Consider the following 15321-nt stretch of genomic DNA (forward strand, 5'->3'; position numbering starts at 1 on the left):
TATATATTTAATCTTATTAGTTTATTTATTTTGTTAACTTTTTAAATTTTCCATAAAAAGAGCCACATCTGGAGAATGTGGCTAAAAGGTGTACTTAGATGAGCTTTGATGTTTTTAGAATAATAAAGCTAGCTTAAAATAAGATTAATATTATTTTAAATTTAAAATATTTTCGCTATTTAGTTAAATTTCATAAAATTATTAAATTTTACTGAATAATTTACTTTATTTATTAAAAAGTAAAATTAACCAATCTTTCATATATAGTTTAAAAAACTCGCTATTTTATTTGTCTAAAGTTAAAGCCAATTTCTTAATATTTTCTATAATTTCCTCAGGTTGATGCGCAGCATAGCCTAATAAAACAGCAGCCTTTTTCGGTGTTCGTTGACAATATCGAGATAGAGGCTGAACCGCCAAACCTAAAGTCGAACAATGAGTAATAAATTCTTGCTCAGTCCATGCGCCTTTTAACCAGCATATAAGATGAATGCCTGAGTCTGTGGGCTGAACATCAAGTATGTGTGGAAGATACTCATTAATTGCTTTAATTAGTGTCTGCTGGCGTTCATAGCACGCTTTTCGAACTTTTCGCACATGCCTAGCATAGTGACCTTGTTGTATAAATAGCGCTAAAGCAACTTGTTCTAAATATGAACTTCGCACGTCAGTATAATATTTAGCAGCACTAAAGGTTTCAATTAATGCCTCAGGTACGACCATGAAACCTAAGCGAAACTCAGGAAACATCATCTTGGTAAAAGTACCAGAGTAAACAACACGTTGCTGCTGATCTAAGCCTTGTAGGGCTTGGATGGGGTGAGTGCCATAGCGGAATTCACTATTATAGTCATCTTCAAAAATCCATTTTTCTGCTTTATTCGCCCAATCTAATAATGCAAAACGGCGAGTCAAACTTAAAGTTCCACCTAAAGGAAACTGATGCGATGGCGCAGTGTAAACAAGTTTGCTTTTTAAATAATGATCTGTAATGTCAGAGACTTGCATCCCCTCTTCATCACTCTCGATTAAATTGACCTTAGCCCCAAAACTTCGAAAAATATTAAAGGCTGCATCATAACCCGGCTCATCTAGGCACACCTCATCATTTGTTTGAAGTAAGGCATAGGCAGTCAAATGAATGGCCTGCTGTGTTCCATTTACAATTATAATTTGCTGTTCATTACAATTCAGCCCACGGGTTGAGCGCACATATTCGCAAATCGCCTGACGCAGTGGTAAATAACCATGAGGGTCATGAAATTGACCCAATTGATAATAAGATTGTCGCCAAGCTTGAGTTAATAGCTTCCCCCAAAGCTGATGCGGAAACAAGTCAACACAGCCCACTCCCACATGGAACATTTTTTTCTTTTGACTTGACGACGACTGCTCTCGCCATGAAGCCAATAACGCTTCTATATTCGGATTAATATTTAAGGTATGAGGCTTACTTGTTGTCGTTTTTTTTGAAATTTCTTGGATATGTATGAGTTGATCTGGTACAACCTCGACAACGTAAGTCCCTGAACTCGGTTTAGTAAATAAATATCCTTCATCGAGTAACCGTTCAAGTGCAGCTAATACAGAATTTCGTGAAATCGACATCATGTCTGCTAAAGCACGACTTGAGGGTAATTTTGTTCCGGCAGTGAGCCTTCCATCTAAAATAGCATCACGTAGAGCTGAATATAGTCCGTCTTTAATCTGGCCCTTTGGCAAAATTAAATGTGGAAAAGGCGCAGAAATTGAAGCAGCCATAACAAAACTGGTACTGTAAAAAATATCAAAAGTGTACCTTATAAAAATACCACTTTCAAAACTACACTTCAGTTGTCAATTTTTATTACTTTAAAAATAGAGTGTGTTTTTTATGCAAAATCAAGATATTCAAATTGTCCCTGTTCAGCAACAAGACTATTCACAGTGGGAAAAATATTGGCTTGCCTATCAAAATTTTTACCAAGTTAGTTTGCCTCTTCAGGTCACAAAAATAACTTGGGATCGTTTTTTTAATGAAAAAGAACCTGTGTATTGTGCCGTTGCCAAACAGGACGAACATGTTTTAGGAATTGTGCATTATGTTATTCATCGCTCAACATGGGCAGAGAATAATTACTGCTATTTAGAAGACCTCTATGTTTCACCTGAAGCCCGTGGGCAACATATTGGTAAACAACTTATCGAATATGTTCAGAAGCAAGCCATTGAACAAAACTGCGACCGTTTATACTGGCATACCCAAGAAACCAATCATACAGCTCAAAAACTATATGACTGGATTGCACAAAAACCCGGTGTTATTGAATACCGTATGTCTTTAACCTAAAAAAGTAAAAACACCAAAAGCTATAATTCTTTTGGTGTTTTATTTTTAAATCCCAAATAGTGTTTATTTACTTATTGCTGCGAATAAGCTGACTTACTTTGTCATTCACAGTTAAACATTGGTTAAATGCTGCGAAGCGTTTGAGTTCTTGATCTAACTCGAAAAAGAAATGCTCTTTATCTTTTACTGTTTTTTCTAAATGTAAGCTAATTACCTCTAACTCTTTCACACTCCGATGTGCTTTACAGTCGATTCGGCCGACCAACTCATCTTGGTAAAGAATAGGTAAACAGAAATATCCAAATACCCGTTTGGCTACTGGTACATAACATTCGATCCGATAATCAAACTCAAATAAACAAGTTAAGCGGTCACGATGAATAAGCGAGTTATCAAAAGGTGAAAGTATTTTTAAACCAAAATCAGTCTCCACTTTTTGTTCTATTGCAGCTGCATCTACATATAGGGTTTGACCGTCAGCAAGTTTAACCGCTGATACAACACCAGCATCAACCTGCTCTTTGAGCACAATACGCATAGCCTCTTTTAAATCATTTTTCTTTAAATGAACTAATTGTTTCCATGTAAATGCCCCATGTGCTCGAAGCGTATTATTAAATAAATACTGCGCATATTCGTAAAGTGAAGGCATTCTTAAATCAATATTTTCAGGCAAGCAGCGTTCACTCAAATCATAGACTTTTTCCATGCCGTTACGCTCACAGATCATCAGATCGCCCTGCATATATAACTGCTGAAAAGCACGGCGACCCGGACCTGTATCCCACCAATTCCCTAAACTCTTTTTATTTTTCTTGTCAATATCACGTAGTCGAATTTTACCTTCGGCACGAACACGCGCCAATATTTCATTCATCAGGTGTTGATCACCTCTATTGAAATAACGACTTTCTCCATTCTTAACCGACATCATGGCAGGCAAAGCATATCGATAATCTTTCATAGGAAGATAAGACGCCGCATGATACCAATATTCAAAAATCTGACGCTCACGAACCAAACTGTTTAAATGGCTTAAATCATACTCAGGCACGCGGCTCCACAATATATGGTGATGAGCACGTTCAACGACAGAGATGGTATCAATCTGCACATATCCTAAATGCTCAATCGCCTGTAAAGTTCCAGCTATGCCTGTCTCAAATAGACTATTTTTTCCTAAGCCTTGTTTGAGTAAGGCAATTTTTTTCAATGAAGATGTCATAAAAACCAAATATTGTTGTATTCATTTAAAATCTAAAAATTTCAGTATTATCCTAACACTCTTCTTTAACCTTATTTGTAGCCAAATAGCATTTCTTTAGGTATGTAATATTCTCTAATCACACCATATTTTATAGGTGAATTTTGCTATAACTTTCAGGTGCCAGCCTTACCACTAAAGCCATCACGAGCAGCACACAACATAAATGAAAAATCCATCCCGCTTTATAAGCGCCTGTAAAGTCATGCAATGCTGCTAAAACCCAAGGTGGTATTGCCGCAAGTAAAAAACCTCCACCTTGCATCAGTGCAGATAAAGCTCCTGCATTGCTAGGTTCTTTAAAATGGTCAAGTGCAACAATAAGTGTTAGAGCAAAACAGCCTCCCAAGCCAATGCCTAAACAAATTGCCCATAAAATAGCTGCAAACTCGGGCATAAATGCAAGTCCAGAAAACCCAGCAAATTGCATGAATAGAGTAAACCATAGCCATGGACGGCGATCTTTATATTGTCTAGCTAAAATAGGCAAAATTAATGCTGATGCTGCTTGGCTTAAAGCAAGTAAAGCGAGCAATTTTCCACTTTGTCCACTACTCCAACCATGATCTTGAAATGAAGGTGCTAACCAAGCAACAACCGAGGAATAGCCACCATTAACGAGCCCAAAGCACAGCATTAATAACCATGTTCTTGGTTTCTTAAGCAACATCTTTACAGGGGCTGGAGGTGTATTCGAACTTACGATAGAAGGTAAAAAAATAAATGTTGAGATTAATGCCAATACAGCTGGTATAGCAAAGAAAGCCAGTCCAACAGACCATAAACCCGTTATATTGGAGAGCACAGGCGCTAACCATGCGCCTAATGCGCCGCCGCCCATAAGCATGGCTGAATAAAGGCCCATCATCGGACCAATATATTGGCTGAACTCTCTTTTGATAATGCCAGGAAAAGCTGCTTGTATCAGCGCGACGCCTAAACCAATCACGACTGCACTGGTAATTAAACCCTCAGCAGTAGGAAATAAAAATCTTAGTACGCATCCAATAAAAATAGTCAGTAAGGAGCCCAAAACAACGCTACGTTCCCCAACCACGCTCTGTACAATTGGACCAACAAAGGCAATAACGCCCATCAACATCATCGGTAATAAAGTGAGTAAAGCTATTCCTTGTAGACTTAATCCAGTTCCTGCCCGAATATTGGAGACTAATGGACCAATACTCGTCATAAAAGGTCTTAAATTAAGTCCAACCAAAGCAACTGTTACGATGAGCATCGGCCTAGCCAAGGAAGCTCCAGACTGCTTCATTACTCTGGGCCTGACTTATTGGTTTGATAATTTTGCCAAAGTGCATATAGGTCAGTACGGCCTTCAAATCGAACAGGTACATATTCAATTTTCATAGTCTGCTCAGCAAATGGTTTTGCAAGATCAGCATATATTTCAGCTGTAGATAAACCAAAGGGTGTTCCGTCTTCATTAGAATATGCATAGTGAACTGCTTTGATACCTGCTAAACGCATTGCAGCCATACACATTGGGCATGGATGTCCACTTGCATACACCGAGCAGCCTTCTAAGTTCGCAGATCCTAAAACTTGACTAGCTGCACGAATTGCAAGTAATTCAGCGTGAGCCGTTGGATCATTAGTCGTCAAAATTTGATTTACACCCGTGGCAATCACTTGACCATCTTTTACAATCACTGCGCCAAATGGTCTACCCCCCTTTTCAATATTGTGATAAGCAAGTTCAATGGCTTGGCGTAAAAACATTTGATTTTCTTTCATCCGTTATCCTCAACTACTTTGCACCTGCTAAAAGAAGTAACTTTTCAATTTCACGGTATTCGCTTGAACAAGCATGCTGTAGCAACGAGCAGATTGATTCATATAAGAAACTTAAGTATAAAAAGATCTAAGTAAACTTTAAGAGTAGAACAATTTGGAACTAGAATAAGCGTGCTTAAAAGTATTTGGAAATTAAATTATTTAATCGATTGTATTAAGATTATAAATACTTAAGCGTTCCGCTCTTTGCCTAGTTGGTGATAATTCTTATGTTTGACCCTCGTCTTCTTCGTGCATTCGTGACTATTTTCGAAAGTGGCAGTTTTACCGCCGCTGCTGATAAGTTACACCTGACACAATCAACGATTAGTCAGCAGTTGGCACGTCTTGAAGAATCTGTTGGTCATTCACTTATTGATCGCACATCACGACCTTTACAATTGACTGCCTCAGGTGAATATTTAATTGGTTATGCTCAAAGGATTTTGACACTTCAACAAGAAGCCGAAGCCGTTCTAAAAGATCCAGCAGGTAGTATTCCTATTCGGATTGGCTTACCAGAAGATATGATGAGTACCGCTATGGCAGAAATTTTCGGCATGTTCGCACAAGCCCATCGGTCTATTCGTTTAGATGTTACTTCTGGCCTAAGCCATAACCTAACAGAGCGTTATCGAAATGGTGAGCTGGATATTATTATTGTAAAAGAACCAGCCGCTAGTGCTGATTGTTATGCATCTTTTCCAGAAGAAATGGCGTGGTTTGAAAGTGAAAATACCACCACACCAATGTCCGATCCAATTCGTTTAGTGACTTTCCCCCAAGGAGGACTTTATCGAGACGAAATGTTTGAAACCTTAGAACGTGAACGAAGACGTTGGTATATTGCTTTTACAGGCAGTAGTTTAGAAAGTGTTTTAGTGAGTGTTGAAACGGGTTTAGGAATATCTTTACTCCCTGTAAGTACCACTATAGGTCGTGGTGTACGTAAATATAGGTCATTAGGCGATGCTTCACCTATGGTAGTTTCAATTTACACATGGGAAAAAGCTGGGTTGATTTCCCAGCTTGCTGATAAGATGACTACTTTATTGCACGATCGTTTCGAATCACGCTCTTAAGCTTTTAACTTATTTCATTTAAGCTTTCAGCAATTAATTTTTCCGCCATTTCCTGAGTTTTCCTCAAACCAGGCATTCTATACTCCGTATGACCATAGTCTTGTATAGATTTCCAGCGACCACCCCATGTCAGTCCAACTGACTCTGCAACTTGCCCATACAGTCGATACCCTTGCATAGCCCATGGATCACGTTCAGAAATAACAACTTTACCATTTCGTTTAAATGCTACATCTGCCGCTAAACCAAATTGATGGTAACTCTGATACCCTTTTGCCTTGGTGGTATTCGGGTTGCCTGCCAACATATTTTGGCGGCCTGGGCTGCGATAACCTTCAAGCAAAACAAGTTCATAACCATATTGCTCTTTCATAATTTTAAAGACCATGAGTAATCGCTGCTTATAGCGTGGGTTCATTTTGTCCCACTTACGATTGACCATGTTGGTATCTAAAATTGCACGACCATCAAAACTTGCTTTATCAATAGGTGAAGAATTAATTGCACCACTGTCTTGAGAAGCATATTGTTGTTCTAATTGCGTCGCTTCAACAATTGCCGCTTCAATCAGACCTTCATCGACTTCAGGCGGTGGTGATAAGATTTCTCCATTTAATAACGTATAAATTTGCGGATCAGTTTTTTTCAAATATTCGGCTTCAATCCGAGTTGAGCTAATTGGGCGAGTAAAAGCAAAAACTAAAATACTGGCAAATAAGAAAAATCCTGCAATTACAATCCATCATTGCTGCAAATGCCAATGAGATTGTAATTTTTCAGGTGCAGCTGCCTGATTCATGGTTTGGGCAAATTGCCGTACTTGATTCAGTTGTCGGCGCCCTTGAGGTAATAAAGATAGAATAAATGTTCTACCCTTACTTCTGAGTTCGTAAGACATTAAAAATGCCAGCCCTATAGCAAGGCAGGCAAAACAAAAGAAAATTAGAAAAATCATCATGAATTTACTAATTCACCGCAAATGGACTGCGAGTCACTTTGATATCAACCGATGCTTTTGGTGATTCCACCTCAGCTTCTGGCTCAGCTGGAGCTTGCTTAGCTTCAGCAGGTTTAGCTTGAACTACCTTAGGTTGAGCGATAGATTTTTGCTGAGCTGGCTGTATGGGTTGAGTTGGTTTAGCCACAACTTGTTGCTTAGGTGCTACCCGTTCACCTGTTAACTGTGCATCAAAAGGTGAAACACGTTGCTGTGTTGTTGGAGCCACATTTTTATGAGGAGCTGGTTTAAAAATACTACTCAGTTCATTTTCTTTAGGTTGTTCAAAACCATCATGGCTCATTGGATCAGTTTGTTCTTGCTGACCATTTGTAGCTTGCTCATGTGTAGAAGAGTTCGTCATTAATACTGGATCACGTTCTTGATCTTGAGTTGATTTATTCTCAACAATTGTAGGTTCTGACGAATACGGTTGAGACAAGAACAGGAACAGTGAGATGCTTACAAACACCCCTGCAATAATACCAATGATGATATAAATTACTGGTGATCTCGACTTTTTTTTATTCGATTGCAAAACTCGAATAGAAGTTGGTTTTTCCTGAGCCATTTCGTTCCATCATCAAGGTAAATAAATTGTAATATGTGCCTGCTCTTGTGGGGCAGAAATCACATTTTGATAGCTAGATAATGCTTTATCATTTTGATTATTGAGCATAAATCTTAGACCCGCGAAGGTAAGCAATGCAAAAATCAACAAGAAAATCAAAATCCAGAAAAAAGGTAATTCGCGATGAATAATATTTCGTATTTGATCGGGAATTGCCGAGAAGGGCGAAAAAGCAACTTTTTTACCTTTTAAATAATCAATTTCGTCGCCTACTCGTGCAACCAAATGATTTAAGCTTTCAATAGACTCAATTCGATATTTACCCTGAAAACCTAATAATAAACAGTAATGAAATACTTCAAGAGCGGCTAAACGGTCTTTTCCACGGCTTCGCAATAGTTCTAATATTTCGAAGAACTGATAACCCGCCAATTGAGAACCAAATAAGCTCAATTGCAACGGACTAATCAACCAAGCATTTTGCAAATTAAAATAGCTTGGGTCTTGTTGGGTCACGATTGTTTCATCAATCAATGCACAAAATGCATATTTAGCATCATGAATATCATCTGCTGAAAACTGCAACTTTTTAGCTTGTTGTTCAAAACGATTAAGCAAATCTAAAATCTTTTCACGAAACCGTTGTGGGTCGGCTGGCACATACTGATTTCGAATCAAGAAGATTAAATAAAAACCATCATGCAATAAATCAATCAGATTAATTGCCTGCAGTTTTGCTTGGGACTGACTATTGTTGTTTCCTCCAGTCCCGATTTGCCCGTCATCAAATAAAGAAGGAGCACCTGTAGATTGTGACATTTTTCTCTCCTTTATCTTTAAGCGTTCATGACCGCAATCAGCTCAATACTGATATCTTGGAAGCCCGCAGGAACGTAAATACAAATCGTCTCTGAATCTAACATACGCTGATAGAGTTCATGATGCGGTTCGATTTCGAAATAACTCACGCCAGAACGTACCGGAATAGCCGTTGGAACTTGAATTAAGTGGTGTAATGGAATAGCCGGCAATGCTGCAACCACACGCTGCTCAACATCCAGCGTACTACCGATTTTAAATCGTAGAGGTACAATCTGAATCAACTCGTGAGTCTGCATTGCACTACTTGATACGGCTATATAAAGTCTAGTGTCACGAGTAATCTTATCTGTCTCAAGACTTCCCACCCAATATGAAGGTCGAATTTCTTTAAGTGCAATACTGATGTAACGACTAGAAATAATGGTGTCTAATAAATCACGCAAAATGGTGTCGAGCTGAGTAAAGCTTTCTTGTAAATTGTGATGTTTATATGCAGGTAACTGATCGACTTCATAAGCTGTCGAAAAAGTTAATAATGAGCCTGCTAAACGCAATAATTCAAAAAACAATCGTTCTGGATGAATTTGCGGATATTGTAAGAAATGGTTCAGACCAGCATGTGCAGTATTTAAAGCATTGACCAACCAAAACGAAACAATATCACCTGAACGGAATTCAATTAATTTCTGTTCATTTTCACGGTTGTTGGTTTGAATGGTTTTAATTTTTGCCTTAATAACATTCAATGTTCTTTTTAAATTCGAAACTAATGTCTCAGATGCATCGACATGCAAAATAGGTGGAATAAATTTGCGATCAATTTCAAAAGCACCTGAACTCTGACGTTTAATTTTACCTATTGGCAAATAGAGGAAACCATCCAGATTATGATCAGGATTGCTGTTTGCATCTAATAATTTAAACACAGCTCGACGACGTAACAAGCTGATATCTGCTTCTGTCGCATTTGTGAAAAGATCGTGAGTCTCTACAAGATGCGATTGATAACGTCCCTTCTGTGACTGGTTTTGATCGATTAAATTTTGTTTATTGGCTTGTAGTAGTGGTAATGCCAAATAAATGACCATCTCACCACGTAAATTAAGCTCATCAAGCAAAATTGGTTCAGGTAATAAGTCATAAGCCGGTGCTTGGTATATTTCACCGTCTTGCCAAATCATTTCTACTGACTCAAGCGCAAGAATATGTGTACTAAGCTGTGCTTCATCAAAACTGAGTTTTTGAACACCATATGAAAATGGTACAACAGCGCGAACGGTGTGATTTAAGCGTTGTTCATGATACGTATCTTGAATTTGGAAATGTTGAGGTCTTAAAAATAAACCTTCGCCCCACAGGACTTTTTCAGCTTTAAACATATGTCTTTACCAATCTTTATTCATATTCATTTTTAGGCTGTACACCTAACATTTCCTGAACCATTTGTAATGGATTTTCATCTTTAATGACTTGTGCCAACCATTCATGTAATGGCATTTGACTCCATTTAATGGTCTTTTGAAGCATATAACTCACAGGGCTATGTGGCTCATTGGCCTGAAAATAATCGGCTATTTCTTGTAGCACTTTCATTGCTTGCTCACGGTTAGCCAAGTGAGTTTGTGCTTGGGGCTGAAACATAGGCTGCTCCGATACGATTTGTACAGGCACTTGATTTTCCATAGAAGGAGTCGTGATAACAGCAGCCTGTTCTTGGGTTTGGGTAAGCCCAGCACCAAAAGCCTCTGCTTTATAAATCTTGCGTAAAGTGCTGTGAATTGTTTCAAATGCAGAATCAATTGAAGCAAAACTTGGTGCATCCAATCCCATTAAATGATCAAGCGTCTGCTTTAAGACATTCCATTCAGTTAAAACTGAAGTAAATTCTTGATAATTTGAATATTGAAAGGTTTTAGATGTATTAAAGATCGCTTGATCAAATTGTTCCAATTCAGATGGGCCTGATTGGCTGTCGTAATCTTCAGTTTGCTTACGACGAATGTTCTCGTGATATAGAAAATTATCGTAATCAAGCAAATTGTAATAAGGCACTGTGTTAGTTAAAGAGACTTTCTTCAACAAACCAGGCAACTGATTAATTAAACCTTGTAATAAACCAATACGTTGGTCCAAATCATCATCTTCAATAATCGGATGAATATCCTGCCAGTACTGGTTCAGCATGGTATGGGTTAACGTTAAACCCTTTACCATACCTTCAAAGCCGTGTAGATGAGTCCAGGCTTCTATTAACCATGTTAATAGACGGATATCTTTGGTTTTTTCTGTAAGCAAAGTGCTTACGCTCTTTGCAACAAAATCCCAGTCTGCCTGTTTCCGCTCAGCAACCCAATCCCCCTGATCTAATAGTAGATCGTCCTCTGTCCTTGCTTTCTTTATTTCGTGAAATTCATTAGAAAATGAATAATCCTCTCCACAAACTAAGCTGTCATTAATGGGTTTAAGTAGTTCAGAAATGTCAATACTCATCTAATTTTGGCTCTATTAATTTTAAACTTCTGATTTCAACTTTTTACTAGTCCGTTTTTTAGCAGGCTTTGCTACTGGATCTAATAAATATTGGATTTCATCATCTTTCGCATCAATCATGATTACTTTCGGCAATTTTTGATCTGCTAGCGCTACCAAAATTTCAGTTGCCAAAGCAGGTAAAACTGTCGAATTTAAGATGTTATCGACATTACGGGCGCCACTATCCACTTCAGTACAACGGCTGAGTAGCAACTCGACCAGGTCATCTGAATATTGGACTTCTGTTCCATATTGTTTTTCAATTCGGGCGGTAATTTTGCCTAATTTGTGTTTAATAATTCGAACCAACAAATCGTCATGCAACGGGAAATATGGCACAACTCTCATACGCCCTAAAAAGGCTGGTTTAAATTGTTTATATAAACTTGGTTTTAAGTGTTCGATTAATTCTTCTGCTGTAGGCCATTCTTCAACAGGCTGATTTAAACACGCCTGCATAATTGCACTTGAACCTGCATTTGAAGTTAATAAAATGGTCGTGTTTTTAAAATCAATAACGCGACCTTCACCATCTTCTAAAGTACCTTTATCAAATACTTGATAGAACAGTTCTTGTACATCACTATGTGCTTTTTCAATTTCGTCGAGTAGTACAACACTATATGGATTACGGCGTACTGCTTCAGTTAGCACACCGCCTTGACCATAGCCCACATATCCTGGAGGTGCACCTTTAAGCGAAGATACCGTATGCGCTTCTTGATATTCAGACATATTAATCGTGATTAAATGCTGCTCACCGCCATATAGCTCATTTGCTAAGGTAATTGCGGTTTCAGTCTTACCCACCCCGCTAGGGCCAACTAAAAGGAATACACCTTGAGGTTTATTTGGATCTTCTAATTTAGCCTTTGATGTTTTAATACCCTGAACCAATTGTGTAAGTGCATAATCTTGGCCCATTACACGCTCGCCCAATTTATCTTCAAGCGTTAAAATTTGCTTAATTTCATCATTTACCATTTTCCCAACAGGAATACCGGTCCAATCAGAAATAATTTCATTAATAATTTGAGAATTTACGCGCTCAAAAACTAATGGCTGTTGACCTTGAAGATCAGCAAGGTCTTTGCGCATTAAATTAATCTGATCGTAGGCTTCAGACTCATTAGAATGACTCTGCGCTTCTAATTCCTGAATTTTACGAACTAGCTCTAATTCTTTTTGCCATTGTTCCTGAGTCTCTTGAATCTCATTTTGTAAAGACTCTAAATGATTTTTCAGGTTCTCTAATCGTTCATGATGTATTGGAATCTGACGATGTTCATTTTCCAAAATTTGCTGTTCAAGCTTTAAGTTATGTTCTTGTGCCTTCAATTGATCAAGTTTGACTGGCTGTGCATTTTGGGTCAACGCTACACGTGCTGCCGCCGTATCTAGAACACTCACTGCTTTATCCGGGAGTTGACGACCACTGATATAGCGATGAGAAGCATGTACAGCTGTGATAATTGCTTCATCATCAATTTGTAAATTAAAGTGATTCTGCATTACTGGAATCATTGCACGAAGCATATCAACAGCAACTTCTTCGGTCGGCTCTTCAACCTTTACGACCTGAAAACGGCGGCTTAAGGCAGCATCTTTTTCAAAATACTGTTTATATTCAGCCCATGTTGTTGCAGCAATCGTTCGTAGCTCACCACGTGCAAGAGCAGGTTTTAAAAGGTTAGCAGCATCATTTTGCCCTGCTTGGCCACCTGCACCAATAAGCGTATGTGCTTCATCAATAAATAAAATAATAGGGTGAGCCGAAGCCTGAACTTCTTGAATCACTTGTTTTAAACGGTTTTCAAATTCACCTTTAACACTTGCACCTGCTTGTAAAAGGCCCATATCTAAAACATGCAAATGTACATTTTTTAAAGCTTCTGGCACTAAACCTTGAGCAATTTTTAAAGCTAACCCTTCAACTACAGCTGTTTTACCTACACCAGGTTCGCCAGTTAAGATCGGGTTGTTTTGGCGTCTGCGCATTAAAATATCGAGCATTAAACGAATTTCAAATTCACGCCCAATAACTGGATCAATTCCACCATTCTTCGCTTTTTCAGTTAAATTAATCGTATATTGATCTAAAGCTGGTGTTTTTTGAGTTTTTACAGTTGGAGTAGCAACTTGTTCTAGCTCATCTTCTTCTTGTGAAGAGGTTTTAGATTCTTCTTGTTGTTCTACGCTTTTTTCACAAATCTCAAGAAACTTATGTTTCATTGAATCTATAGGTAAAAGATCAAATAAACTCGAAGCTCTTGTTGCGATTTGATATAAATCTGGTGCAGTTAATAATGCAACCAATAAATGACCACTACGAATGACAGGGTTTTGTTCTGCTGAAGCCAGTAACCAAGCTTGCTCAAATAAACGCACAATTGATTTGGCAAAAATTGGAGTACGTGTATTCCCTTTTGGTAATTGAGAGATTGTCTCTTTTAAATCATCTGCCAAAGCATCAGCTGAGATTTTATATTTTTTTAATAAAATTTTTAAATCGTTTTCTAAAGGCTGATTAAGTAGCTCTAAAAATAAATGTTCAATTTCAATTTCGTAGTTTTGCTGAAGAACACAAGCATTAGCTGATTTTTCTAAAGCAGTGCGCGCAACTGTAGAAAGTTTTGTAATTAAAATTTTTAAACTACTCATCATTACTCTCAATATTTTTAAATAATTTAATACTTAAAATCATAATGCCCGTATATTACCAAAATTTAGCTTTATCCGACAAACAACCTAGCATCATAATCATTAATATGATTTGTTCGATTTCTTATCTCTATATAAAAAATCTAATATCATTAAGAACATTTAATTAGTACATATATCTTTTCAAGTTAAAAGTTTAAGTGAAAAGATATATCCTCTGCTATCCTTGATTAACCAAACTTTGTTTCGGTAATAATTTACAACCACAAGATAATGAATCATTTACTCTTGCTGCTGATTTTCCCATGACCTGCATATTTGGATCTCCAGAAACAATCGTAGAAACCATTTTATGCACCGGACAAGTTGCTTTATCACCTACGCACGCAATTGCAATTCCATCTATTAAAAATGCACTATTACCAGAAATGACTTGCCCTCCACCTGTGGTTGGGCAACCAATCGTAATATAAGGGCTAGCCATATTCTTCTCCTTATGTTTATAAAACGGTGAACTCAATTCGACGGTTTTTCTTTCTTCCTTCTGGAGAGGTATTATCCGCTACAGGTTTAGAAGAACCCAATCCTTCTGCAGATAAATGATCGGCAGGAATGTTTTTACTCACTAAATAGTTTTTAACTGCTAATGCACGGTCTTGACTGAGTTTTAAGTTTTTAGTCGCATCTCCAGAACTATCGGTATGTCCTACAATTTTGACTTTTTTACCACCAACTTTATTTAAAGCAACCGCCATTTCATCAAGAATCTTTTGGCCAGCATCTGTGAGCACGGCACTACCAGATTCAAATTCAATAATTCGATTTTTTAAAGCATCATCAATGACTTTCTGCTCTGCCTGATTTACAGAAAGCTGTGAAAATAATTGATATGGTGGCTGTACTAAACCTTGAAATATCTGAATAGTTGGTTGTATTTCTGTAGGATTTAGCATTTTTCCAGTCAGTTCAAATCGCGTGCCGTTAACGCTTAATTTACCCTGAGAAACTTTTTTAAGATCTGGTGTAATCACTCTTGTTACAGAATCACTCCAGCCATTTGGAGCTGCTACTGGTCGAACTTGTATTTTATCTACCACTTGGTCTGCACCATAAACAGACTGCATTTTCATTAAAATGGCCTGTTTACTCGCTTCATTTGGCACGACACCTTCAACAACAATTGGCTGTGCTAAAGCATAATTTGCAATCGCATAAATAAAACAGCCTTTTATTAATTGTGAAAGTTTAATTTGATATTTTTGATTCATT

Annotated in this window: 13 protein-coding genes and 1 pseudogene; 2 read left to right on the forward strand and 12 right to left on the reverse strand. The window is 37.8% G+C overall.

The features are described from left to right. Window positions 1–285 precede the first annotated feature (285 nt). On the reverse strand, window positions 286–1761 hold the full coding sequence (gene pdxR, locus F985_RS15345) for a MocR-like pyridoxine biosynthesis transcription factor PdxR (RefSeq protein ID WP_004702433.1): 1476 nt from the start codon (window positions 1759–1761) through the stop codon (window positions 286–288). A gap of 112 nt (window positions 1762–1873) precedes the next feature. Between pdxR and F985_RS15350 the strand changes: the two genes are divergently transcribed. After that, window positions 1874–2329: a GNAT family N-acetyltransferase gene (locus F985_RS15350; protein WP_004702434.1), complete on the forward strand. Its 456-nt coding sequence runs from the start codon at window positions 1874–1876 to the stop codon at window positions 2327–2329. Between the two features lie 67 nt (window positions 2330–2396). Here F985_RS15350 and F985_RS15355 read toward each other — a convergent pair whose 3' ends face one another. The 3 genes from F985_RS15355 to F985_RS15365 form a co-directional block, all read right to left on the reverse strand. After that, window positions 2397–3554, reverse strand: coding sequence for a winged helix-turn-helix domain-containing protein (locus F985_RS15355; RefSeq protein WP_004702436.1), 1158 nt, complete (start codon window positions 3552–3554; stop codon window positions 2397–2399). 130 nt (window positions 3555–3684) lie between these two features. Further along, window positions 3685–4866 carry a cyanate transporter gene (locus F985_RS15360; RefSeq protein WP_004702437.1) on the reverse strand — a complete coding sequence of 394 codons (1182 nt, stop codon included), beginning with the start codon at window positions 4864–4866 and terminating at the stop codon, window positions 3685–3687. Continuing rightward, on the reverse strand, window positions 4866–5348 hold the full coding sequence (locus tag F985_RS15365) for a nucleoside deaminase (protein ID WP_004702439.1): 483 nt from the start codon (window positions 5346–5348) through the stop codon (window positions 4866–4868). The genes F985_RS15360 and F985_RS15365 overlap by 1 nt, the downstream gene beginning before the upstream one ends. A 269-nt stretch (window positions 5349–5617) precedes the next feature. Here F985_RS15365 and F985_RS15370 point away from each other — a divergent pair, with 269 nt between their 5' ends. Then, on the forward strand, window positions 5618–6469 hold the full coding sequence (locus tag F985_RS15370) for a LysR family transcriptional regulator (protein ID WP_004702440.1): 852 nt from the start codon (window positions 5618–5620) through the stop codon (window positions 6467–6469). A gap of 4 nt (window positions 6470–6473) precedes the next feature. On the opposite strand, the pseudogene F985_RS0104495 reads toward F985_RS15370, so the two are convergent. The 8 genes and pseudogenes from F985_RS0104495 to F985_RS15410 form a co-directional block, all read right to left on the reverse strand. Next, a pseudogene (locus F985_RS0104495) lies at window positions 6474–7427 on the reverse strand (M15 family metallopeptidase). Window positions 7428–7434: 7 nt separating this feature from the next. After that, window positions 7435–8037 (reverse strand): hypothetical protein, encoded by a 603-nt coding sequence (locus F985_RS15380; RefSeq protein ID WP_004702446.1) that lies wholly within the window; start codon window positions 8035–8037, stop codon window positions 7435–7437. Between the two features lie 12 nt (window positions 8038–8049). Further along, window positions 8050–8856, reverse strand: a complete 807-nt coding sequence (gene icmH, locus F985_RS15385; protein ID WP_004702448.1) for a type IVB secretion system protein IcmH/DotU — start codon at window positions 8854–8856, stop codon at window positions 8050–8052. 17 nt (window positions 8857–8873) lie between these two features. Beyond that, entirely contained in the window at window positions 8874–10238 is a 1365-nt protein-coding gene (gene tssK / locus F985_RS15390) for a type VI secretion system baseplate subunit TssK (protein ID WP_004702450.1), read from the reverse strand. Between the two features lie 16 nt (window positions 10239–10254). Next, on the reverse strand, window positions 10255–11349 hold the full coding sequence (tssA, locus tag F985_RS15395; RefSeq protein ID WP_004702452.1) for a type VI secretion system protein TssA: 1095 nt from the start codon (window positions 11347–11349) through the stop codon (window positions 10255–10257). Between the two features lie 21 nt (window positions 11350–11370). Further along, the gene (tssH, locus tag F985_RS15400) at window positions 11371–14055 is read right to left on the reverse strand and encodes a type VI secretion system ATPase TssH (RefSeq protein WP_081401306.1); all 2685 of its coding nucleotides are present in this window, start codon (window positions 14053–14055) and stop codon (window positions 11371–11373) included. 217 nt (window positions 14056–14272) lie between these two features. After that, window positions 14273–14536 carry a PAAR domain-containing protein gene (locus tag F985_RS15405; protein WP_004702454.1) on the reverse strand — a complete coding sequence of 88 codons (264 nt, stop codon included), beginning with the start codon at window positions 14534–14536 and terminating at the stop codon, window positions 14273–14275. A gap of 16 nt (window positions 14537–14552) precedes the next feature. Further along, complete coding sequence (locus F985_RS15410; RefSeq protein WP_004702456.1) at window positions 14553–15320, reverse strand: OmpA family protein; 768 nt, start codon at window positions 15318–15320, stop codon at window positions 14553–14555. Between the last annotated feature and the right edge of the window lies 1 nt (window position 15321).

The organism is Acinetobacter seifertii (genome assembly GCF_000368065.1).
Lineage (GTDB): Bacteria > Pseudomonadota > Gammaproteobacteria > Pseudomonadales > Moraxellaceae > Acinetobacter > Acinetobacter seifertii.

Coding starts and splice junctions, on each gene's coding strand:
- F985_RS15370 (WP_004702440.1), top strand. CDS start 5,618: ATGTTTGACCCTCGTCTTCTTCGTGCATTCGTGACTATTTTCGAAAGT.
- F985_RS15355 (WP_004702436.1), bottom strand. CDS start 3,554: ATGACATCTTCATTGAAAAAAATTGCCTTACTCAAACAAGGCTTAGGA.
- F985_RS15410 (WP_004702456.1), bottom strand. CDS start 15,320: ATGAATCAAAAATATCAAATTAAACTTTCACAATTAATAAAAGGCTGT.
- icmH (WP_004702448.1), bottom strand. CDS start 8,856: ATGTCACAATCTACAGGTGCTCCTTCTTTATTTGATGACGGGCAAATC.
- tssA (WP_004702452.1), bottom strand. CDS start 11,349: ATGAGTATTGACATTTCTGAACTACTTAAACCCATTAATGACAGCTTA.
- F985_RS15380 (WP_004702446.1), bottom strand. CDS start 8,037: ATGGCTCAGGAAAAACCAACTTCTATTCGAGTTTTGCAATCGAATAAA.
- F985_RS15365 (WP_004702439.1), bottom strand. CDS start 5,348: ATGAAAGAAAATCAAATGTTTTTACGCCAAGCCATTGAACTTGCTTAT.
- F985_RS15405 (WP_004702454.1), bottom strand. CDS start 14,536: ATGGCTAGCCCTTATATTACGATTGGTTGCCCAACCACAGGTGGAGGG.
- F985_RS15360 (WP_004702437.1), bottom strand. CDS start 4,866: ATGAAGCAGTCTGGAGCTTCCTTGGCTAGGCCGATGCTCATCGTAACA.
- F985_RS15350 (WP_004702434.1), top strand. CDS start 1,874: ATGCAAAATCAAGATATTCAAATTGTCCCTGTTCAGCAACAAGACTAT.
- tssK (WP_004702450.1), bottom strand. CDS start 10,238: ATGTTTAAAGCTGAAAAAGTCCTGTGGGGCGAAGGTTTATTTTTAAGA.
- tssH (WP_081401306.1), bottom strand. CDS start 14,055: ATGATGAGTAGTTTAAAAATTTTAATTACAAAACTTTCTACAGTTGCG.
- pdxR (WP_004702433.1), bottom strand. CDS start 1,761: ATGGCTGCTTCAATTTCTGCGCCTTTTCCACATTTAATTTTGCCAAAG.